The sequence below is a fragment of the Clostridium transplantifaecale genome, assembly GCF_900626075.1.
Classification (GTDB): domain Bacteria; phylum Bacillota; class Clostridia; order Lachnospirales; family Lachnospiraceae; genus Otoolea; species Otoolea transplantifaecalis.
The window spans coordinates 62590-85242 of the sequence record NZ_UYZY01000009.1; the positions used below are offsets into that span (position 1 = coordinate 62590).

General features: G+C 48.9%; 18 protein-coding genes. 16 read left to right on the top strand and 2 right to left on the bottom strand.

Annotated features, from left to right (window positions below; translation table 11 throughout):
• Positions 1-61 precede the first annotated feature (61 nt).
• The 9 genes from EJL91_RS23800 to aspS all read left to right on the top strand — a co-directional run bounded on the left by EJL91_RS23800 (position 62) and on the right by aspS (position 12790).
• Positions 62-586: an adenine phosphoribosyltransferase gene (locus EJL91_RS23800; RefSeq protein WP_125144471.1), complete on the top strand. Its 525-nt coding sequence runs from the start codon at positions 62-64 to the stop codon at positions 584-586.
• Between the two features lie 211 nt (positions 587-797).
• Positions 798-1862: an ISL3 family transposase gene (locus EJL91_RS23805; RefSeq protein WP_243125548.1), complete on the top strand. Its 1065-nt coding sequence runs from the start codon at positions 798-800 to the stop codon at positions 1860-1862.
• Positions 1810-2610 (top strand): transposase, encoded by an 801-nt coding sequence (locus EJL91_RS23810; protein WP_164516771.1) that lies wholly within the window; start codon positions 1810-1812, stop codon positions 2608-2610. The genes EJL91_RS23805 and EJL91_RS23810 overlap by 53 nt, the downstream gene beginning before the upstream one ends.
• 757 nt (positions 2611-3367) lie before the next feature.
• Positions 3368-4342 carry a D-2-hydroxyacid dehydrogenase gene (locus EJL91_RS23815; protein ID WP_125144473.1) on the top strand — a complete coding sequence of 325 codons (975 nt, stop codon included), beginning with the start codon at positions 3368-3370 and terminating at the stop codon, positions 4340-4342.
• A gap of 497 nt (positions 4343-4839) precedes the next feature.
• Positions 4840-7125 (top strand): RelA/SpoT family protein, encoded by a 2286-nt coding sequence (locus EJL91_RS23820; protein WP_125144474.1) that lies wholly within the window; start codon positions 4840-4842, stop codon positions 7123-7125.
• Between the two features lie 86 nt (positions 7126-7211).
• Entirely contained in the window at positions 7212-7862 is a 651-nt protein-coding gene (locus EJL91_RS23825) for an MBL fold metallo-hydrolase (RefSeq protein ID WP_341467055.1), read from the top strand.
• Positions 7859-9322, top strand: a complete 1464-nt coding sequence (gene hemZ, locus EJL91_RS23830) for a coproporphyrinogen dehydrogenase HemZ (RefSeq protein WP_125144476.1) — start codon at positions 7859-7861, stop codon at positions 9320-9322. Before EJL91_RS23825 ends, hemZ begins: the two co-directional genes overlap by 4 nt.
• 195 nt (positions 9323-9517) lie before the next feature.
• Positions 9518-10777 carry a histidine--tRNA ligase gene (hisS, locus tag EJL91_RS23835; protein WP_125144477.1) on the top strand — a complete coding sequence of 420 codons (1260 nt, stop codon included), beginning with the start codon at positions 9518-9520 and terminating at the stop codon, positions 10775-10777.
• A gap of 216 nt (positions 10778-10993) precedes the next feature.
• Positions 10994-12790, top strand: a complete 1797-nt coding sequence (gene aspS / locus EJL91_RS23840) for an aspartate--tRNA ligase (RefSeq protein WP_125144478.1) — start codon at positions 10994-10996, stop codon at positions 12788-12790.
• A 125-nt stretch (positions 12791-12915) separates the two neighbouring features.
• Here the strand turns inward: aspS and EJL91_RS23845 are convergent, their stop codons facing one another.
• Positions 12916-13386 (bottom strand): hypothetical protein, encoded by a 471-nt coding sequence (locus tag EJL91_RS23845; protein WP_125144479.1) that lies wholly within the window; start codon positions 13384-13386, stop codon positions 12916-12918.
• Positions 13387-13772: 386 nt separating this feature from the next.
• Between EJL91_RS23845 and EJL91_RS23850 the strand changes: the two genes are divergently transcribed.
• From EJL91_RS23850 to EJL91_RS23875, 6 genes are all read left to right on the top strand, one after another.
• Positions 13773-14627: a MurR/RpiR family transcriptional regulator gene (locus EJL91_RS23850; protein ID WP_125144480.1), complete on the top strand. Its 855-nt coding sequence runs from the start codon at positions 13773-13775 to the stop codon at positions 14625-14627.
• 641 nt (positions 14628-15268) lie between these two features.
• A complete protein-coding gene (gene hisD, locus EJL91_RS23855) occupies positions 15269-16543 on the top strand; it encodes a histidinol dehydrogenase (protein WP_125144481.1) in 1275 nt (424 codons plus the stop codon).
• A gap of 17 nt (positions 16544-16560) precedes the next feature.
• Positions 16561-17337, top strand: a complete 777-nt coding sequence (locus tag EJL91_RS23860; RefSeq protein ID WP_125144482.1) for an SDR family NAD(P)-dependent oxidoreductase — start codon at positions 16561-16563, stop codon at positions 17335-17337.
• A gap of 22 nt (positions 17338-17359) precedes the next feature.
• Positions 17360-18349 carry a zinc-dependent alcohol dehydrogenase gene (locus EJL91_RS23865; RefSeq protein ID WP_125144483.1) on the top strand — a complete coding sequence of 330 codons (990 nt, stop codon included), beginning with the start codon at positions 17360-17362 and terminating at the stop codon, positions 18347-18349.
• 151 nt (positions 18350-18500) lie between these two features.
• Positions 18501-20102 carry a sodium/proline symporter gene (locus EJL91_RS23870; protein ID WP_125144484.1) on the top strand — a complete coding sequence of 534 codons (1602 nt, stop codon included), beginning with the start codon at positions 18501-18503 and terminating at the stop codon, positions 20100-20102.
• Between the two features lie 72 nt (positions 20103-20174).
• Positions 20175-20693, top strand: a complete 519-nt coding sequence (locus EJL91_RS23875) for a hypothetical protein (RefSeq protein ID WP_125144485.1) — start codon at positions 20175-20177, stop codon at positions 20691-20693.
• Positions 20694-20846: 153 nt separating this feature from the next.
• On the opposite strand, the gene EJL91_RS23880 is transcribed toward EJL91_RS23875, so the two are convergent.
• On the bottom strand, positions 20847-21755 hold the full coding sequence (locus EJL91_RS23880; protein WP_125144486.1) for a MerR family transcriptional regulator: 909 nt from the start codon (positions 21753-21755) through the stop codon (positions 20847-20849).
• A gap of 307 nt (positions 21756-22062) precedes the next feature.
• Here EJL91_RS23880 and mscL point away from each other — a divergent pair, with 307 nt between their 5' ends.
• Positions 22063-22542 (top strand): large conductance mechanosensitive channel protein MscL, encoded by a 480-nt coding sequence (mscL, locus tag EJL91_RS23885; RefSeq protein WP_125144487.1) that lies wholly within the window; start codon positions 22063-22065, stop codon positions 22540-22542.
• Positions 22543-22653: the final 111 nt, after the last annotated feature.

Below are 22653 nucleotides of genomic sequence, written 5' to 3' on the forward strand. Positions count from 1 at the left end.
AAAAACAGAAGAGAAAATAAAAGAAAAGATAGAAGAGTATATAAAGAAGAGAGGCAGACAGATGAAAAAGTTAGAAGAATATGTGAGAAGCATTCCGGACTTTCCGGAGCCGGGAATTATTTTCAGGGATATTACAACAATTCTCCAGGATCCGGACGGACTCCACATGTCGGTAGACAGGATTCTTAAAGATTTAGAAGGCGTTGACTTCGACGTCGTCGTGGGACCCGAGTCCAGAGGATTTATCTTCGGAGTTCCGGTTGCCTACGCGCTTCATAAGGGCTTTGTACCCGTAAGAAAAAAGGGAAAACTGCCATGCAAGACAGTTTCCATGGAATATGATTTGGAATACGGCAGCGCGGTGATTGAAATGCATGAAGATTCTATAAAACCGGGACAGAAGGTAGTTATCGTAGACGACCTGATTGCCACCGGGGGAACGACGGAAGCGATCATCAAACTGATCGAAAAACTGGGCGGTGAGGTTGTGAAAATCTGTTTTGTAATGGAACTGGCAGGTTTACACGGCAGGGACCGTTTGGAGAACTATCAGGTGGATGCGTTGATTACGTATGAAGGAAAATAGGGGATTTGATTGAGAAATGAGGACGCCGCCGTCAGGCCGGGGGCCGGGATGGTGAGAGGGATCGATGAGTCTTTCGTCCCGGGTGTCAGATTGTTGCGGGCGGGGAATCCGGGCAGAAAAAGTTCCTGCGGGAAACGCTTGCGCTCGTTGGAGGCTCTTCCGCAGCTATGGACAGCCGTGGTATAATGGTGGTAGAAAGAAGGGATCTTTTATGATGAAATATAAGGAACTGGAAAACTGCCCCCTAAAGTTTGACGAAAACCACTTTATCTATGAGTGGCACGACGATGGCTCCACCCTGCACCTCTACCTAAAATCCAGGTCCCACCCTTGTGCCTGCCCCGATTGCGGCGCCCTGTCGTCTACCCTAAATTCGGCTTATACCCGGACCCTTCAGGATACGCCCATCCGAGGCAAGCACACACTCCTTCATGTCAAATCTTATAAATATAAGTGTACTAATCCGGACTGTCAACGGAAGGTCTTTGTAGAACCCCTTCCCTTCGCAAGACATTCCCAAACCAGGACGGACGCCCTGAACGCAATGATCCTGGACGCCTTTCTTGCCGGAAATGCCGAAGGCAGCAGCCGCAGGCTGGCCCAAATCGGGGTAAAGGTCAGCGGGGATTCCATCTTGCGGCTTGGCAGCCGGTTTCAGCTGCCGGATGATCCGGAGGTGACTTCCATCGGAGTGGATGAGGTCGCGATCCGAAAAGGGCAGACCTATGCGACGGTTATTTATAACGCGCAGACCCATCTGCCGCTCGCTCTTTTTCCAGGGCGTGACGGAGCCTCTTTGAGGGAATGGCTTCTGGCCCATAAAAAAGTAAACAAGGTGGCCCGGGACCGGGCGAGCGCTTACTCGGAAGCAATCCGCCTGGCCCGCCCGAACTGTATCCAGATAGCCGACCGTTTTCATCTCTTGCAGAACCTGAGTACCGCTCTTTCGAAACTTGCTAAAGACGAAATACCGGACCATCTTTATCTAAAGGACGGAGAGATTCTGAAAAAACGGCCTGAAAAGATCTGGGTTGAACGGACCATCGATCCGGCTAAAATGGCCTCTCTGCACTATGATAACGCCTGCCCCTTAAAAACGTACGGGACGGAGCTTGTTTTCGACAGCCAATTCCATCGTCTGAGCGACGCGGTTCGGAAAAAACAGGATGAAGCCATTAAAAAAAAGCGAACGAATCCGTGCCGGACAGGAGAGGTGGGCCCAGATGGAAGAAAAGAAGATCCGCCCTCTGATGGACGAGTTCCACATGAAATATGAGACAGCAAACCGATATATCCATATGACAGAGGAAGAAATCATGCGCCTGGGCCGGAGAGAAATCCGGAAGGAAGGTTCGAAGGTAGCCGCCTATTCCAACCTGATTTACAAGATGATCCAAAACGGTGAAAGTGATCTCACGATTTATCAATACATCAGGTATCAAGGATACAGTGGGAGCCTGAACACGATATGGGATTACATTCACTGCCTAAAGGAAAATAACTTTCCCGGCTGGAAACAGAGCAACGCGATCTGTGCGTATCGCTCTTCTGAGGCAGAAGGGGTGATCCGTCTCAGCCGGGGACAGGTGGTAAGGTACTTGTTGACGGTCAATGCGAAAACCAAACGGGATAAAACAGTGCAGAAAAACAGTTCTGCCATCCAACAGGCCTATCCCATTACATCAGAAATCCATACCATGTACCAAGAATTCCATAAAATCCTGATGGGATCCAATGAGAAAGAATTAGCCCCGTTCATCCGGAAGTATGAGAAGAGCCGGATCCAGCCCTTTTGTGAAAGCATAAAAAAAGACATAGACTCAGTGAAAAATGCAATCAGGAATCCGGAAAGTTCCGGATTTGTGGAAGGGGGAAACAATCAATTCAAACTCACGAAACGGAATGAATATGGAAGAATGAAACTGGAAAGCCTGTTTAAAAAGTTTTGCCTGTCCTTTCTAGAAAAACGGCCCGGTTTCGATCTCAACCAGCTACTGCTGACTCGTTTTGGTTTTAAAGCTTAATGTCCATAGCTGCGGAAGAACCTCGTTGGAGTACATAGTGGTACTAACCTCGAAAAGACCTCGGTAAGTACCAATGGACTCCAGGTTCCCTCCGGAATCTTTTTCTCCCTTCTTCCCCGCAGGAAGGTTATGGCCGGGACGAAAGACTCAGCCAAGATAGTGGCCCGGCCCCCAGCCTGCGGCGGCTGATTTGTCCTTTTTCTTCAATGGGGGAGGCACTTGCCGCTGCCACTACGTTTCTCTGGATGCCTGAAAACTACATCCTGTTCACTATGACACTATGTAAGCTTATAAGCTTAAAGTGTTTATTCTGATACTCTTTTTATGCAGCCCAAGGTGTTATCAGAATGTAAAAGAATCACAACAATATAGTGGACGCAACAATACCACCTCCCCACTTGACGAAAGAGACAATCAGCCCCTGAAGCCGGCGGACGGGGCAACAACCTTCCCTGAGTCTTCAGTCCCGCCGACAACCTGCCTGGGGAAGGAAGGAGAAAACTTTCCGAAGGGAGACCTTGGAATCCGCCGGTGCTTGCTGAGGTTTCTCACGAAGCTAGCATCCGCTGCGCATTCCACAAGCGGAAGCGAGTCCCCGTAGGAATTTTTTCTCCTGGATTCCCCCTCATGACAACTTACAAACCGGGGCTGAAGACTCATATACAACCTCCCACCACCCCGTCCGCCATCTTACAGAGGCGTCCTCGCATCTCAACTAAACCCACATAATATCAGAAAGGCCCAAAGGTATACAAAGATGAAGAAAATCCTGGTAACGCTCCCGGTGACGGCGGAGCAGAAAAAACGGTATGCAGATACGGCTCCCGAAGCTGAATTTATCTTTTGCAGGAAAGAGGAAGTCACGGCAGAGACGGTGAGGAGCCTGACTGCGGTTATTGGAAATATTCCACCCTCTATGCTTGCGGAAAATCAGGCGATAGAGTGGGTTCAGTTAAACAGCGCCGGAACGGACGGTTACCTGGCGGAGGGGGTGCTGTCGGATACGGCTGTGCTCACCAATGCCACAGGGGCATATGGCGTGGGTATTGCGGAACATATGACCGGCCAGCTCCTGATGCTTTTCAAAAAGTTTCCGGTCTATCTGGAAAACCAGAAATTACATATCTGGAAGGATGCCGGAAGGGTTCGTTCGGTCTGCGGCTCCCGTATTCTGATTGTCGGAATGGGGGACATCGGAACGGAATTTGCCGTCAGAATGAAGGCGTTCGGGGCGTATGTGGCCGGACTTCGGCGCACCGTCAGGGAAAAACCGGACTGTGTGGATGAGATGGATACGATAGATAATCTGGAACGGCAGCTTGCTCTCGCCGATGTGGTTGCCGTCTGTCTGCCCGGGACAAAGGAGACATTTCACCTGTTTTCCGGCCGTCAGTTTGCGGCGATGAAAGAGGGGGCCGTATTTTTAAACGTGGGCCGCGGCAATGTTGTGGATACGGAGGCGCTTGTGGATGTGTTAAAGACGGGAAAACTGTCCGGGGCCTCCATTGATGTGTGCGAGAAGGAACCTCTGCCCGGGGATGAGGAACTGTGGGACTGTCCCAATCTTCTTCTCACGCCCCATGTATCGGGCGGTTTCCACCTCAAGTACACCGTAGACCGTATTGTGGATATCAGCCTGAAGAACCTGAATGCCTATATAAACGGCGGGGAATATCTAAGCGTCGTTGACAGGAGGACGGGGTATAAGATATCCGGGTCCGTATCCGGTTAAAAAGCAGGGGTCCCCGGATGCGGGTGTTTCGCATTCGGGAGGAAGTCCTGCATCCGGAGAGACTCCAGGGAAGAGACAGAGGAAACAGTCAGAGGAAACAGACAGAGGAAACAGTCAGAGGAGACAGACAGAGGAAACAGACAGAGGAAACAGAAGACGTGTATCTGAATAGAATAGACAGGTGAGGGAATAATCTAACTGTCATACGGTGCAAAAAGACTGGGTAAACGGCTGCGGCCGGAGAGTATAGCAGTTATTGTTCACAGCGCCGGTGTGAACAGTAACATACAAACACGGTTGAGAAAACGACAAAACCTTGAAAGTCTTGCATTTTTTGACAAAAATATTTATAATAGTGATTATTCTGTTGTAGCTGCACGGAAAAACGTATCATATAAAGTCGGTTTATGCGACTTCAGGATATCGGACAGTTACATATCTGTAAGGAATAGATAAACCGACGGGAAAAGCCGCCCGGAGGCCAGGAGGCATTGTATATGGGAAGTTTGGAAATAATTAAAAAACTGGATCAGGAGATAGAAGCGCCGGCCGACTTCACAAGTCCCGAGAAGCTCTATCAGGAACTGACAGCCAGCATTCGCAAGTATCATCCTTCGGATGACATCTCGATGGTGGAGAAAGCATACGATATTGCATATAACGCCCATAAAGAACAGAAGCGGAGATCAGGTGAACCGTATATCATTCACCCTCTTTGTGTTGCCATTATACTGGCCGACCTGGAGCTTGACAAGGAGACAATCGTTGCGGGCATCCTGCACGATGTCGTTGAAGATACGGTGATGACGGAGGAGGAACTGACATCCATTTTCGGAGAAGAGGTTGCCCTTCTGGTAGACGGCGTCACAAAGCTGACCCAGATTTCATGGTCCATGGATAAGGTGGAGATCCAGGCCGAGAACCTTCGTAAGATGTTTCTCGCTATGGCAAAGGATATCCGCGTTATCTTAATCAAACTTGCCGACCGCCTTCACAATATGCGGACGCTTCAGTATATGAAGCCGGAGAAGCAGAAGGAGAAGGCCAGGGAGACGATGGATATCTATGCGCCTATCGCCGACCGCCTCGGTATATCGAAAATCAAGACGGAGCTGGACGATTTGTCCTTAAAATACCTGGAGCCGGAAGTTTATTACGATCTGGCGGAGAAGGTGGCCCTTCGTAAGGATGCCAGAGAGGCATTCGTACAGGGCATCGTGAGTGAGGTGAAGAGCCATATCGACGATGCGGGCATCGAGGCGAAGGTGGACGGCCGCGTCAAACATTTTTTCAGTATTTATAAGAAGATGGTGAACCAGGATAAAACCCTGGAACAGATATATGATTTATTTGCAGTGAGAATTGTCGTGGAGACGGTGAAAGACTGTTACGCAGCCCTGGGCGTCATCCATGAGCTGTATAAGCCGATTCCGGGACGTTTCAAGGACTATATTGCGATGCCGAAGCCGAACATGTACCAATCTTTACATACGACGCTTATCAGCAGCAACGGCCAGCCCTTTGAGATACAGATCAGGACATTTGAGATGCACCGCACTGCAGAATACGGTATTGCGGCCCATTGGAAGTACAAGGAGAGCGGCAGCGGCCAGACCGCGTCGGACAGCGCGGAGGCAAAACTCGCATGGCTGCGCCAGATTCTGGAATGGCAGCGCGACATGTCGGATAATAAGGAATTCTTAAGTCTTTTAAAGAGCGACCTGGATCTTTTTACCGATAATGTATACTGTTTTACACCGACCGGTGATGTCAAGAACCTGCCGAGCGGTTCCACGCCGATTGACTTTGCCTACTCCATCCACAGCGCCGTCGGCAACAAGATGGTAGGAGCGAGAGTCAACGGAAGGCTGGTCAATATCGACTATGTGATCCAGAATGGTGACCGCGTCGAGATTATCACGTCCCAGAATTCCAAGGGACCGAGCCGGGACTGGCTGAAGCTAGTTAAGAGCACACAAGCGAAGAACAAGATCAACCAGTGGTTTAAAACCGAGTTAAAAGAAGACAACATCATGCGCGGACGCGACCTGATTGACAAGTATTGCCGTGCCAAGGGTGTTAACTTTTCAGATATCAATAAGCCGGAATACACGGAGAAAGTCATGAAGCGTTATGCTTTCAAAGACTGGGATTCCGTTCTCGCCTCCATCGGCCACGGCGGCCTGAAAGAGGGCCAGATCATCAACAAGATGCTGGAGGAGAGGAATAAGAAGCTTAAGAAGGAAGAGACGGATGCGACGATTCTGGACGGCATCAGCAGCGAGGGCAGCAAAGTGCCTGTGCTGGCGGCCGGTAAATCCCAGAGCGGTATCGTGGTAAAGGGAATCCACGACCTGGCTGTGCGTTTCTCCAAGTGCTGCAGCCCTGTGCCGGGAGATGAGATTGTCGGTTTCGTCACCCGCGGAAGAGGAATTTCTATCCACAGGACGGACTGTATCAACGTGATCAATCTTCCGGAGGAGGAGAGGGAACGTCTGATCGACGCCGAATGGCAGCAGCCGGAAGGTTCCACCGGCAAGGAGAAGTATTCAACGGAAATCAAGATATTTGCCAATAACCGTATCGGGATGTTTGTCGATATCTCAAAGGTATTTACGGAGCGGCAGATTGACATCACCTCGATGAACGTCAGAACCAGCAAACAGGGGAAAGCGACCATCATGATGGCATTCGACATCCATGGAATCGAGGAATTAAATAAGCTGACGGATAAGCTGAGACAAATTGAAGGAGTGCTGGATATAGAGAGAACTGCGGGGTAAACTGGCAGTTTTCTCTTTCTATTGATTGGCAATGAAAAGTTCGCGAAGCGTACTTATCGTTGTTAAAGAGACGGTGAAAGGCGGGCATGAAATTGGAAATTACAAGACTGGTAGTAGGAATGGTGGAAACCAACTGTTATATTGCAGTGAACCCTGAGAATAAGGAAGCGGTTATCGTAGATCCTGGGGATAACGCAGCGAAAATCGCCGATGCCTGTGGAAAACTCGGGGCGGCGGTAAAGGGGATTTTACTGACGCACGGCCACTTTGACCACGTGATGGCAATGGAGGAGCTGCGTTTGAAATATAAAGCGCCCGTTTACGCATCCGAAAAAGAGGCGGAGATTCTGGCGGATCCCGATAAAAACCTTTCCTGTCAGTTCATGGGCGGAGGCATTCAGCTAAAGGCGGACCGGCTTCTAAAGGATGGGGAAGAATTTGATCTGATCGGATACCGGTTCAGGGTGATACACACACCGGGCCATACCTGCGGCTCCTGCTGTTACTATGTGGAGTCGGAGCATGCGCTGTTTGCCGGAGACACCCTGTTTGAAGGATCTTACGGAAGAATCGATTTCCCGACCGGCAATTCCAGGGATATGGTGAATTCGGTAGCTAATATTCTGTTTGCGCTTCCGGACGAAACCGACGTTTATCCGGGCCATATGGGCTATACGACAATCAAAGATGAAAAGAAATATAATCCGCTGGCCGGATACAGAGGGAGAACATTATGATAGCAATTCTGCTGGATGATAATTCCTTCGAGCAGGATATCAGGGAGCTTCTGATGGCCTTTTACCCGGGTGAAGCGTTTACCCATAAAAGAGAGGAAGCAGACGCGGCAAAATTCCTTGTAAAAGGAGGAAGGAACGGCGTTACCTTTGACCTCTCCATTGAGGATAACGAGGGACCGATGGAGGAGAGAACCATCCATTTTGCCTCCGTCAGGCCGGATTTTACCAGCCGGTTTGAGGCGAAGAACCTGATTAAGCGGACACTTTACGGCTTACTGCGCACCCGCACGGGAAAAGAACTTCCCTGGGGAACGCTGACCGGAATCCGCCCCACCAAGATTGCGATGACAAAGCTTTTGGAAGGACATGACGAAGAGTGGGTCCGCGGCTACATGAAGGAAACATACTATACAAGTGATGAGAAGATTGAACTGGCTCTTGCTGTGGCAAAGAGGGAGATCGAACTTCTTGCGCCTGTGGATTATAAAAGGGGATACAGCCTCTATATCGGGATTCCGTTCTGTCCGACCACCTGCCTTTACTGTTCTTTTACCTCTTTCCCGATTGGAAAGTGGGAGGGAAAGACGGGGCTGTATCTGGATGCCCTGTTTAAGGAGATGGATTATGTTGCGGACAGAATGAAGGGACGCCCCCTGGATACCATCTATTTTGGCGGAGGAACGCCGACTTCCTTAAGTCCTGAAGATCTGGAAACGCTTCTTGGCAGACTGGAAGCCACCTTTGACACGGCCCATGTGCAGGAATTCACCGTGGAAGCGGGCAGGCCCGACAGCATTACAAAGGAAAAGCTGCAGGTACTGAGAAATCATGGAATTACAAGAATTTCCATCAATCCTCAGACCATGAACCAGAAGACGCTCGATCTCATTGGACGCCGCCATACGGTGGAGGATGTGAGGGAGAAGTTCCACCTGGCCCGGGGGCTGGGATTTGATAATATTAACATGGACCTCATCGTCGGTCTTCCGGAAGAGACCATCGATGATGTGAAAAATACAATGGAAGAAATAAAATCGCTGGCTCCGGACAGCGTCACCGTGCACTCCCTGGCAATCAAGAGAGCGGCCAGGTTAAATATGTTTAAAGAGCGGTACGGCGATTTGAAGATTGTGAATACACAGGAAATGATAGATATGACTGCCGACTTTGCCCACGGGATGGGGCTGTATCCCTACTATCTGTACCGCCAGAAAAATATGGCCGGTAATTTTGAGAACGTAGGTTATGCCGCCCCGGGAAAAGAATGTATTTACAATATCCTGATCATGGAAGAGAAGCAGACGATCATGGCCTGCGGCGCAGGCACCACGACCAAGGTGCTCTACCCGTCCGAGAACAGGCTCGAAAGGGCTGAGAATGTCAAGGATGTGGAGCAGTATATCGAGCGCATCGGCGAAATGTTCGGAAGAAAAGAAAAACTGATTGCAGTCATGGAATGAATGAGATGATATAAATGAGATGAAAAAGTGCTTGCAAAATTACCAATGTCTGCTACTATGGTTTTTAGACGGAAAACGGCCGCTTAAGAAAGCAGGGACAGGCGGTAAAATCAGCGGCTACTGTCCACGGAACGGACAGTGATGGCTGGCGGACAAAGAATTTTGGCGAACAACAAAGAATAAGGAGTGAAGACTATGGCATTAAAGAAAAAACCGGTAACCGGAATGAAGGATGTTCTTCCGGCAGAGATGGAACTCAGAGATTATGTGTTAAATATTATTAAAGACACTTACAGAGGATACGGCTTTTCCTCAATTGAAACTCCTTGCGTTGAACATATTGAGAACCTGACAAGCAAACAGGGCGGCGATAACGAGAAACTGATCTTTAAGATCTTAAAGCGCGGTGAGAAACTGAACCTTGAGACCGCAGAAACCGATGCGGATCTGGTGGAAGAGGGACTCCGCTACGATCTGACCGTACCGCTGTGCCGCTATTATTCCAACAATGCGGCTAATCTGACGACCCCATTTAAAGCGCTTCAGGTAGGAAGCGTATGGCGTGCCGACAAACCTCAGAAGGGCCGTTTCAGACAGTTCGTACAGTGCGATATCGACGTTCTCGGAGACGGAACAAACCTGGTGGAGATCGAGACGATCCTGGCTATCACTAAGACGCTTACCAGAATCTGCCCGGATAAGGCATTTACCGTGCGTGTCAATGACCGTGCCATCTTAAAAGGCATGGCTGATTACAGCGGTTTCCCGGAGGACGAGACAGACCGGGTATTTATCATCCTGGACAAGATGGACAAGATTGGTTTAAACGGCGTTGCAGAGGAACTTCTGGAGGCAGGATATGCCAAAGAATCCGTAGATAAATATACGGATCTCCTTGCCAATATAAGGAATGACGCAGACGGCGTGAGAGCGCTTGGTGAAAAGCTGGCTTCCGTTATGGATCCTGAGAAAGCGGAGAACCTGGCTTATATCATGGAAACCGTAAGAGAGATCAACGACGTTGAATGCGGCCTTGAATTCGATCCGACCCTGGTAAGGGGAATGGGATATTATACGGGAACTATCTTCGAGGTTTCCATGGAAGGATTCGGCGGCTCCGTAGCAGGCGGCGGCCGTTACGACAAGCTGATCGGAAAGTTTACGGGCGTGGATACACCGGCCTGCGGAATTTCAATCGGTTTTGAGCGTATTATCACCATCCTGATGGAGAGTGGATTCAAGATCCCGTCACTGGTGGGAAAGAAAGTATTCCTGTTTGAGAAAAACCTCAGCAAAGAGCAGTTTAAGAAGGTGCTTCAGGCGGCTCAGGAGGAGAGGGCAAAGGGCGTGCGCGTGGCCGTTGCCCAGATGAATAAAAACAAGAAATTCCAGAAAGAGCAGCTTATGAAGGAAGGATTTGAGGAGTTTGTAGAGTTCTACAAAGACTCCATCTAACTTCCAAGCCATATATCAAATGTAACTATTCAGTATCTTTATAGTTACCGCTTCGCGATGCACAGACACGGCTTAAGATGCCGTGTCGCGCTGGCAAAACTCGGTATTTTCATGCAAAAATACATGAAAATACCTCGCGGTATACTACCTTTTGAACAGTTACTATCAAATACTAAATCAAGATACAGTTACAAAAATCAGGAGGAAACAAACATCATGGCAGAATCAATGGCAGGGCTTAAACGTTCCCACCGCTGTACGGAATTATCCACCGCGAATATCGGTGAGACGGTGACGGTGATGGGCTGGGTTCAGAAGAGCAGAAATAAAGGCGGAATCATTTTCGTAGATTTAAGGGACCGTTCCGGCCTCTTACAGATCATTTTTGAGGAATCGGACTGTGGAGCGGAGAGCTTTGCGGGAGCGGAGAAGCTCAGAAGTGAATTTGTTATTGCCGTTACCGGTAAAGTGGAAGCACGTTCCGGCGCGGTTAATGAGAACCTGAAGACGGGTGAGATTGAAATCAGGGCCAATTCCCTGCGCGTGCTTGCCGAATCAGAGACGCCTCCTTTCCCAATTGAGGAGAATTCAAGAACAAAAGAAGAGCTTCGTCTTAAATACCGCTACCTGGATCTCAGAAGACCTGACCTTCAGAAAAACCTGATGATTCGAAGCCGGGTTGCCATCCTGACCAGAAAGTTCCTGGCCGAGGAAGGTTTTCTGGAGATAGAGACACCGACGCTCATCAAGAGCACACCGGAGGGAGCGCGCGACTACCTGGTGCCCAGCCGTGTTCATCCGGGGGAGTTTTATGCACTTCCGCAGTCCCCGCAGCTTTTAAAGCAGCTCTTAATGTGCTCCGGTTATGACCGCTATTTCCAGATTGCAAGATGCTACCGTGATGAGGACCTCCGCGCGGACAGACAGCCTGAATTCACACAGATCGATATGGAGCTTTCCTTCGTGGATGTGGAGGATGTGCTGGATGTCAACGAAAGGCTGTTAAAGACCTTATTTAAAGAGATCTGTAACTACGATCTGGAACTTCCAATCCAGAGGATGACATGGCGCGAAGCGATGGAGCGCTATGGTTCCGATAAACCGGATCTTCGTTTCGGAATGGAACTTAAAAACGTTTCGGCAGTGGTAAAGGATTGCCAGTTCGTCGTATTTAAGGGAGCGCTGGAAAACGGCGGTTCCGTCCGCGGTATCAACGCCGAAGGACAGGGAGCCATGCCGCGTAAGAAGATCGACGCCCTCGTAGAATATGCCAAAGGTTTTGGGGCAAAAGGCCTGGCTTACCTGGCTATTCAGGAAGACGGAAGCTACAAATCCTCTTTTGCAAAGTTCATGACCGAAGAGGAGTTAGATGCCCTTGTAAAAGCCATGGACGGAAAACCGGGAGATCTGCTTCTGTTTGCCGCCGACAAGGACAAGGTGGTATTCGATGTGCTCGGAAATCTCCGTCTGGAGCTGGCGAGACAGCTTGACCTTTTAAAGAAAGATGATTTTAAATTCCTCTGGGTAACGGAATTCCCGCTGTTTGAGTATTCCGAGGAGGATGAGAGATATGTTGCGGTACATCATCCATTTACGATGCCGATGGAGGAGGATCTTGCTCTGATCGACACCGATCCGGGTGCGGTGCGCGCCAAAGCGTACGATATCGTGCTGAATGGCACGGAGATGGGCGGCGGTTCCGTCCGTATCCATCAGGCGGATGTACAGTCTAAGATGCTGGAAGTTCTGGGCTTCACACCGGAACGCGCGAACGAACAGTTCGGTTTCCTCTTAGAGGCATTTAAATACGGTGTACCGCCTCACGCAGGACTGGCATACGGTTTTGACCGTATGGTTATGCTGATGGTGGGAGCGGACAGCATCCGTGACGTTATTGCATTCCCGAAGGTAAAAGATGCGTCCTGTCTGATGATGGAAGCGCCTGCGCCGGTCGATGATAAACAGCTTGAAGAACTGAGCATTGCAGTTGCGATTGACGGTACGGAAGAATAATGGAACAGTAATGGAAAGACCCCTGCTTTCTTATAAAGAAACCAGGGGCTTTTTTTAATGCTGCAGATATGCTTTAGATCGTAAGTGAAGGAGCCATACGGCGTGCTTTCCGCAGTTGGATCGCGCTACTTCCCGGACATAAGGTATTTCACAATGTAATGGTAGGCGAGAACCGTATAAATAGGTATAACCACAAGATAGGATGCAATATTGAATAATGTGAAATTGTAATAATTTGAAATTTCCCCATACTCCAGCAGATACCGGCACAGGATTCCAAGGAAGGTCAGTATCAGGGTGGAGGGATAGATCACTTTCTCTTTCTTAGGTCCGTAAACCGCGGCGAATCCCAGCCCTATTATGCCGTAGGACGCGATCAGAAGATATAATTTTGCACTGTCGAGCGGAAACAGGTCACTTCTGATTGGGAAGGTAAAACATCCGGCAAAGGCCACGTAAATAAACAGCACCGTTTTGACGACGGCAGGGTGTCTTTGCAAAAAGTTATCTGCATGTCCGGCCGTTCTGCGTCCGGCCCAAAAACAGATTGCAACGGTCAGCACGGCGATAAGGATAAAAAACAGAATGACGGCCATATAACACCTCCTTTAAAATTCGGGTTGTATAGAAGTATATCACAAATTAAATCAGAAATACAGAGACGATATGGAGCGGGGACTGCATTGATGAAATAACGTTACAGTTAAGCCCATTGTTGTGGATAAAAATGTTTTTTGTTTTATCCTAATTATTGAAAACTATTTTTTAGTATGATATAGTGGAAGCAGTAAAAACAGTGAATGTAATTACGAAGCTGCCTATTTCCAAATAGTGGGAAAAAGTTGGCTGTACAGTTGAATGATCCTTTGATTAAAGTTATAATAGATACATAAATAAGGGTGGTTGTACAGGGATCGGCCCGGTGGGATTTTCCAGGGAAAACTGTATTTCGGCAGATTATAAAAAACGGGATGGTACGCATATGAGCAAAGAATTTCTGACAAGAATAAGAGCTTCTTCAAATCAATTTACAAAGGCAGAAAAGAAGGTGGCAGATTTTGTGCTGCAGAATCCTAAGAAGGTTTTGTTCATGTCCATCACGGATTTGGCGGATGCATGTGATGTGGGAGACACCAGTGTTTTCCGCTTTTGTAAGACGATGGAGCTGAAGGGATACCAGGAATTTAAGATGATGCTTTCCCTGGATCTGGGAGATGAGGGGAAGAAGCACAACCAGTTTACCGGAGATGTGGAGCTTGACGATTCCTTTATGGAGCTGTCCCAGAAGGTTTTGAATACCAATATATCAGCCTTGCAGGAGACTTATTCCCTGCTGGACCGTGAGACTTTTGAGAGGGCGATCAAGATTCTGGACGAAGCCAGGAAGATCTATTTCTTCGGTGTCGGGGCCAGCGGCCTGACGGCCATGAAGGCGATGAACAAATTCCTGCGCATTGAACCGAAGGTATACTGTCTGCAGGATTCCCATATGCAGGCCATGGCGGCCTCCACTCTGGGACCGGGGGATGCGGCGGTCATGATATCTTATTCGGGAGCCACGAAGGACACAATCCAGGTGGCTGAGATTGCCAGAAAGGCAGGCGCCAGCACCATCTGCATCACCCGCTTTGTCAAATCCCCGCTGACCTCATTTTCCGACGTTACGCTCCTGTGCGGGGCAAACGAGGGTCCGCTGCAGGGCGGTTCCACTTCTGCCGAGATCAGTCAGTTATTTCTGATTGATTTGGTATACACGGAATACTACCGCAGGCATTTTGAAAACTGCCGTGATAATAACCAGAAGACTTCGGGAGCCGTTCTGGAAAAACTTTGTTAGGCGTTTTTTCCGGTTGGAAAGAATGAACAGTATTGAAAGAATAACAGAAACATGATAAACAGACAAGAGTCCGGGGCCTATGGCCGGCCGGACTCTTTTTCTGTGATGAAAAGTTCGGCGCCCCTCCACTGCGCTCCCCTCTGCCCGTTGAACTGCTGCAATTAGTCTTGCGGGATGAGCTGGAACTGATCGAGAAGCCCTATGATGAGCCGGGGCGGCTGGAATCGCCACCATAAAATCCTTTTTTATCACGAAAGACTGATGATAGTTAAAAAGACGATATAGTGAATAATAATCAGATAAAAAAACCTGACCTCTGGGGACAGGTTTAGAATTGCTGTAATTATCTAATAACATATATATTGTGTTTGAAAAGAATAAAAATATTGATTTTATATTGCATATATCAGATAATAATGAAGGATGTAGCTGGCAAAAATCAAAAATATTAAGCTTGACCTGTCCCCAAAGTACAAGGATATACTTTGATTAAAGGCGGTAAAACACTTTGGCCGGTGTTTTTAAATCACCGCTTGCAGAGATACGGACGGGAGCGCTCCGCCGATGCGTTAGAGTAAAAGTTAAGCAAGGACAGAGAAGTGATGAAGAAACGATAAAATGTGTAAGGAGGATATGAGAAGATGAGGATGTACAAAGAGGCAGCACGCAAGACTTATGAGCGCAGCCAGGAAGTGACGGAACTGGTGGGCAGTATTATCGAAAATGTCAGACACAGAGGGGATCAGGAAATTCTGGAACTGACGAAAAAGTTCGACGGGATAGAGATGGACTCTGTGAAAGTAGGAAGAGAGGAGATTGAAAAGGCCTATTCCCTCATTTCACAGGATACAGTTGAGGCCATCAGAAATGCCGCCGCACAGATTCGTTTCTTTGCAGAGAAGCAGTTGGAATGTATGACCCCGCTGACAACGGCGTCGCCGATAGCCGGAGTGACGCTGGGGCACCGCCTGATTCCGGTTGAAACGGTAGGCGCTTACGTACCGGCGGGACGCTATCCGCTTCCCAGTACCGCGCTGATGCTGGCGATTCCTGCAAAGGTAGCCGGTGTCAGGAAAGTAGTGGCCTGCAGCCCGGCGGCCAAAGGATATGGGACAATCCATCCGGCCGTTCTGGCGGCGATGGACATAGCCGGAATTGATGAGATTTACTGCACCGGAGGAGCGCAGGCGATTGCTGCCATGGCATACGGAACGGAGACCGTGCAGAAGGTCGATCTGATAGCAGGGCCGGGAAACAAGTTCGTGACCGAGGCCAAGAGGCAGGTTCTCGGAGATGTCGGAATCGACAGCCTGGCGGGACCTAGCGAGGTTCTTGTAATTGCAGATGAGCTGGCGAATCCGAGGTATACGGCTATTGACCTGCTGGCCCAGAGCGAGCACGATCCCAATGCAAGGGCAACACTCATCACCACATCGGAGCAATTTGCCGGAAAAGTGCTGGAACATCTATACAAATTTGCTGATGAACTGTCCACCGGAGAGACGGCAAAAAAATCGTGGGAGGATAATGGAACCATTATTATCGCGGACTCCCTGGAGGAGGCAATTGCAATCTCCGACGATATTGCGCCGGAGCATCTGGAAGTACATACGCACAACAGCGATGCGGTTGCCGCAAAGCTTCGGAATTTCGGTTCCCTCTTTATTGGAGAATATACGCCAGTTGCATTTGGTGATTACTGTTCAGGAACCAACCATACGCTCCCGACGATGGCCACGGCCAAGTATTCGGGTGGAGTCTGGGTCGGAACATTTTTAAAAACATCTTTCACCCAGCATATTTCCAGGGAAGGATGCTGCAACCTCTCTAAAACATGTGTGCAGCTTGCAGGGGAAGAAGGCCTGTTCGCCCATCAGAAATCGGTTCTGGTACGTGTGGAGCAGATGGTAAGCTGAATAAAAGGAGGACTTATATGAATATTCTTCAGGGAAAAAATATTTTTGACGTAGAGGGAAAGGTTGTTCTTGTAACCGGAGCGGCAACGGGACTGGGAGAGGGATATGCCCATATCTTCGCAGAATCGGGATGCAGGGTGGCATGCGCAGATATCAATGAGGAGCAGGTAAAACAGACGGCGGAGGATATCAGAAGCCAGGGCGGCGAGGCAGCGGCCTTTGTGGTGGATGTGACCAGGCAGGACAGCATTAAAGAAATGGTAAAAGCCATTCTTGAAACATACGGCAGGATAGACGTGCTTGTCAATAATGCCGGCGTGGAGCATATAGAGCCTTTTGTGGAGGTGAGTGAAAAACACTATGACTTTATCACAGGCGTCAATTTAAAGGGCGTGTTTTTTGTAGCGCAGGAAGTGGCAAAAGTAATGAAGGCAAACGGCGGCGGGAAGATCATCAATATCGGTTCACTAGGAAGCTATATCGGCCTTGCCGAATCCAGCGTATACTGCACCACCAAAGGAGGAGTCATCCAGATGTCAAAGACGCTCTCTATTGAACTGGGACCGGACCGTATCCAGGTCAACTGTATCGCGCCGGGATACTTTATCACACCGATGACAAAGCCGTTTTATGACGATCCGGAACACCGCGCCTGGATTGAGAGCCGAATTCCGCTCCATGAGTGGGGAACCGTAGCCGATCTGGCGGGACCGATGCTGTTCCTTGCTTCCTCGGCCAGCGACTACATAACAGGCATCACAATCAAGGTGGACGGCGGCTGGCTGGCAAGCTGATAAGAGAGAAGGGAGGAGTAAAATGAGGGCTCTCAGATTTTATGGGATTCATGATTTGAGGACGGAGGAAACGGAGATCCCGGAGTGCGGGGAGGATGAGGCGCTGGTCAAAATAGCCTACGCAGGTATCTGCGGTTCCGATCTTCACATCTATAACAAGGGTATGTTCATTCAGAACATACCCGAAACGATGGGGCATGAATTTGACGGGGTGATTGAAAAGACAGGCTCCGGGGTAAAAAATTTTAAACCAGGGGACAAGGTGACCGCCAACCCGATGGTCCCGTGCGGCACATGTAATAGCTGTCTGAAGGGAAGCTTCAATACATGTGCGGCGCTGGGCTTTATCGGGGAGGTTTCACAGGGATGCTTTGCGCAGTATATTGCGGTAAAAGAGGAAAAGCTGATCCGTGTTCCGGATTCCGCAGATTTGAAACAGATTGCCTTGTCAGAGCCGCTGGCAGTAGCCGTAAATATCTGCCGCAGGGCGTCATTTAGACCGGGTGACCGGATTGCCCTGATCGGGGCGGGGCCCATTGGTCTTTTAACGATTGCCCTGGCAAAGCAGGTATACGGGGTGGATGACATTACAGCCGTGGATCTGTCGGAGAGCCGACTCAAACTGGCGGTAAAGCTCGGAGCATCAAAGGCTGTGCAAAAATTGGATGAAAATGACCGGTTTAACAAGGTGGTTGAGGCCGCCGGAGTGCCTGCCACCTTTGCTATGGCTGCGGAGCACGTGGAGGCCAACGGGTTTCTCTATGTGGTCAGCATTTTTGAAAAAGATTTCATATTTGACATTAACGCCCTGGTGGCCGGACAGGTTACGCTGGTGGGCTGCAATGTGTACACCGATGAAGCTTTAAAGGAGGCGGTTACCCTTATTGCAGAAAAACGTGTGGATATCAGTCCCGTCATTACCGGTGAATACACACTGGAAGAGGGCAAAAAGGCGTTTGAACTTCTGAGTTCTGTGGATAAGAGCGCGGCAAAAATCCTGTTCAGGATGTGAGAGAGGAGAAAACAGATGGAAGGCACATTATTTTTGGGATATCCGGCCAGCACCGGTATTTTGATTCTTGGAACAATCGTGATTGCTGCAATTGCCACATTTACATTTTATAAGGGCTGGTGGAAGCTGTAGGTTAAAAAGGAGGTAAAGTATGAAAATTCAGAATCTCGGACAGGCAATGGGAATCGAAATTCCGATCATTGTACCTGTAGTCCTTATTGTTTATATGCTTGCTATTCTGGCAATCGGGCTCTGGTCGGCGAGAAAGGTCAAAAACTCGGAAGACTGGTTTGTGGGAGGACGTTCCATGGGCCCCTGGATTACGGCCCTTGCCCACGGCTCCAGTTCTCTCGGAGGCGGCATGTACATAGCGGGCCCGCAGTACGGCTGGGAAGCGGGAGCGTCGGCATTGTGGGCGGCGCCGGGCGATGTGTTTGGGCCTTTACTGAACTTCGGCATCCTGGCGCGCAGAATGCGCCGCTATACGGAGAAGGCTAAGACACTGACCATATCGGAATTTTTCGGACACCGCTATTACAGCAAAGGAGTGAGAAACTTTTCCGTGCTTATCCTGGTCATTGCAATGCTCATCAGCCTCGTTGTGGAATATATGGCGATGGGAGTCCTTGTTTCGGCGGTAACGGGCTGGTCCTTTATCATTTCCCTGATCTTCGGCTGTGCGGTTATCCTGATTTATACCGGCGCAGGCGGATACCTGGCCGTGGCATACACGGACTTTGCACAGTCAATCCTGATGGTAATCGGAATGCTGATCTTAATCCCCGTCTGTATCGCAAGTGTAGGCGGTCTGGAAGGAATGAACGCGGGCCTGTATGCAATCAATGAAGGACTTCCCACCCTGTGGGGCGAGGATTATTACCTGAAAGGAGCTCCCCTCCTGATAGCGGGTATGGCGCTTGTCTACTTTATCGGTTATATGGGACAGCCCCATCTGATTCTGAAAACGGTTGCAATCAAGGATGACAAATCCATCCGTCTCGTTCCGATGATCGGCGCCGTGTTTGGATTCATGCTGGCTTTCGGCGTTTACACGCTCGGCTGTGTGGGAAGAGTCGTATATCCCGATATTTCCATGCTCCCGGGAGGAAATGCAGAGTATGTGCTGCCGATGCTGGCGCTGACAAAACTTCCGGCTCCTCTGGCCGGGTTATTGCTGGCCGGAGCCTGCTCCGCTGTCATGTCGACGGCGAGCGGCCTGCTGCTGGTCATCGGCTCCGCTATTGGCAATGACCTGTACCGTAACTCCGCATCCGGAAAAACAGCGTCGGAGGATCAGGTCATGAAGGTGACGAGAATGTCCACCTACCTTTTAGGAATTGTTTCAGTGGCAATGTGCTTTATCCCCGTTTTCCAGCTCGGCGTATACCAGCTCACCTGGATCGCCTGGTCCGTGCTTTCCCCGGCTTTTATTCCGTGTATCGTCGGCGGGCTTTACTGGAAGAGAGGGACTAGAGAGGGAGCTTATGCGGCAATGATTTCAGGTTCCCTGGTAGGGGCATTCTGGTATTATCTGCTCCAGGAATCGACCAACATCCATACCTTCTTCGCAGCCCTTGTCATCGCAGTCATAGCCTATATTGTGGTGAGCCTGAGGACGCAGAAGCCGCCGAAGGAGATTGAAGATTATGTCGATTATGCGGCGGCCTTTGAGGATGCCGAACCGGTCAATGTGGTCAAATCGGGCATTGTTATGAGCTCCGGACAGCTTGCCATGGTGATCGCCGGACAATAACGGATAAGGTAAAAAGTGATAAAACATCCTGGTGCATTTATAAAAGAATACGGCTGAGGAGGAAGGGGCGTCATGAAGAAAATCAATGTGATGACGGGAATCCGGTTTAAACCGGAGCATTTAATTGAACGGCTGGGAAGAAAGAAAAGGTATCAAAATCTCTGCTGCCGTCATGTATCCACGGTCTACAGCCCATGCTGGGTATTTGAATTCCGGGTTCTTCTTCAGGCGTCGAAACATACCAGCCGGTATGCCGGATATTACGCCGGGGTGGACGAGGTTAATATGGTTCCGGGTAAGATACAGCTGCTGCCCGGGACCAATGAAATGGAAGTTCCTGAATATACGGTTCTGAAAAATAAAGGCGACGAAAAACAGGCGGTGGCTATGGCCTGGAATTACAATAAAAATTGGATCACAATCAAATACAAGAACCTGTACGCTCCCCCGGTACTGGAAGAATACAGGACACATCTGTATTACAAAATATTGTATGTCATGGAGTTCTGTAATCAAGAATGCGGAGAAAAGAAATACATGGTACTGGATTCCCTGACCGGGGATCTGGAAAAAATCGCAATCGAACAATAGGAGCGTCTAAAGTACATTCCGTGGCCTTTTCAATGCCGGACAATAAAAGGAAATCGGAAATAGGAAATTAAAACAGGGAATGGGACCGTGGGAACTATATTTTACTGCGGTCCCATCACTGTGGACGGCTGAGACGGAAACTGCCGCAGAATATCAAACAGATTTTAAAGTGTCTCCCGGGGAAGACAGCTTGTCATATTCTTTAAATGGAATGATAACCCGGAGAATCCAGAAATCTTTGTTATTCGTAATCATTGGGCTGATCAGCCACTCCTCGACGGACCAATCGGCCAGCTCATATCCCTGGTCTTTGGCCCAGCGCAGCAGGCCGGTATAAGTGTTATAGAGCTTTTTATCCTTCGGTGTCCCGACGTGCACGGCACAGACACCGCGGAAGGCCGGAATCCTATCATAGTGAAGACACGGCTTTTTCGTGTCCACTACGGGAACCGCTATTTTATAATCGTGTATCTGGTTGTCAAAACAGCCGGTATTGCTGTCGAAATGGTTATACAGAACGTAGAGAAGCGCGCCCAGGGAGGCTACATTCACTTCCTGGGATATTTTCTGGATTTTAGCCATGTATTCAATATCGTAACATTCTTCATCTTCAAAGTCAGTCTGATAGGACAGTGATATCATATTCTGCTCGGGAAAATCGACCACCTCATATCCCAAATCCGCATCAATTTTGCGCTCGTGAAGTTTCAGGACGGAAATTGCTTCGATCAATTTTGTATATACAATCATGCTCTGCTCATAGCGCAGCAGGCTCTCCTGCAGTGCATCCCGGGCTCCTACCATCTTTTTTTCGATGGACTTCTGGATACTTCCGATATTCCTGCCGTAAATAATATCTTTGATCTCACTCAGAGACATATCAATATTCTTAAGCGCCTTGGCGGCCACGATTTCGCAAATATGCTGGTGCGTATAGTACCGGTAGTTATTATCTTTAAACCGGGGAACCGGGCTCAGCATGCCGCGTTCTTCATAATAGCGAAGCTGTTTTCTGCTTACATCGCATAGCTGGCAGATTTCATTAGTATTAAAAGTTTTCAAATAATCCCCCTCCGTTCTTCTTCCGGTGTACAGCCGTGTCCGTAAAAATCAGTGTCACGATAAAGTATGCCTCACAGTAAAGTCTGTGTAAAATGACAGATATATTCCAAGTATAGGTTTGGAAAAGCGCTTTGTCAACAGCGGGAGAACCGACCGGTTTTATTGAAAATAGTAATGAAACATTTAAAGGTTTTGTAAGATGAGCGCAAATCAGGCAGAAAGATTGAGAAAAATGTCATTTCATGGTAGTATAAAGGATAACGGCGAAGAAACATCCGCAGCAATAACATTTTTAAGGAGGAAAGATATGGGAAAAGGAAAAGGCTTTATTCATGAATTCGAACAGTTCATCAGCCGTGGAAACGTGATGGATATGGCAGTCGGCGTTATCATTGGAGGCGCGTTCTCCTCCATTATCACATCTCTGGTTGAAGATATCCTGTCTCCGATACTCGGTATATTCGGAGGATTAAATTTTGATGAACTTTCGGTTAACATTCTGGGAGAGGTTACATTAAAATATGGAAAGTTCCTGACAGCAGTCATTAACTTCCTGATTATGGCATTAGTCATCTTCTGTCTTGTAAAAGCGATGAATACGCTTTCTTCGAAAGTGATGCATAAGGAAGAGGAAGCTCCGGCTGCTCCGACCACAAAGGTTTGTCCGTTCTGCAAGAGCGAGATTCCGATTGGAGCTACAAAGTGTGCGCACTGTACTTCCGTACTTCCGGTTGAAGCTGAGTCTGAAAGCGGGGGCGTAAAGGAAGCGGCAGCAGCGGTAGAGTAGCCAGCAGTTTAAGAGTGTAAAATGGACTATAGAAAGAATAAAAAAAAGAGAGCTTGTAACTGAAGAGAGCTTGTAACCGTCAGGCAGACGGTATCCTGGACAGTTACAGGC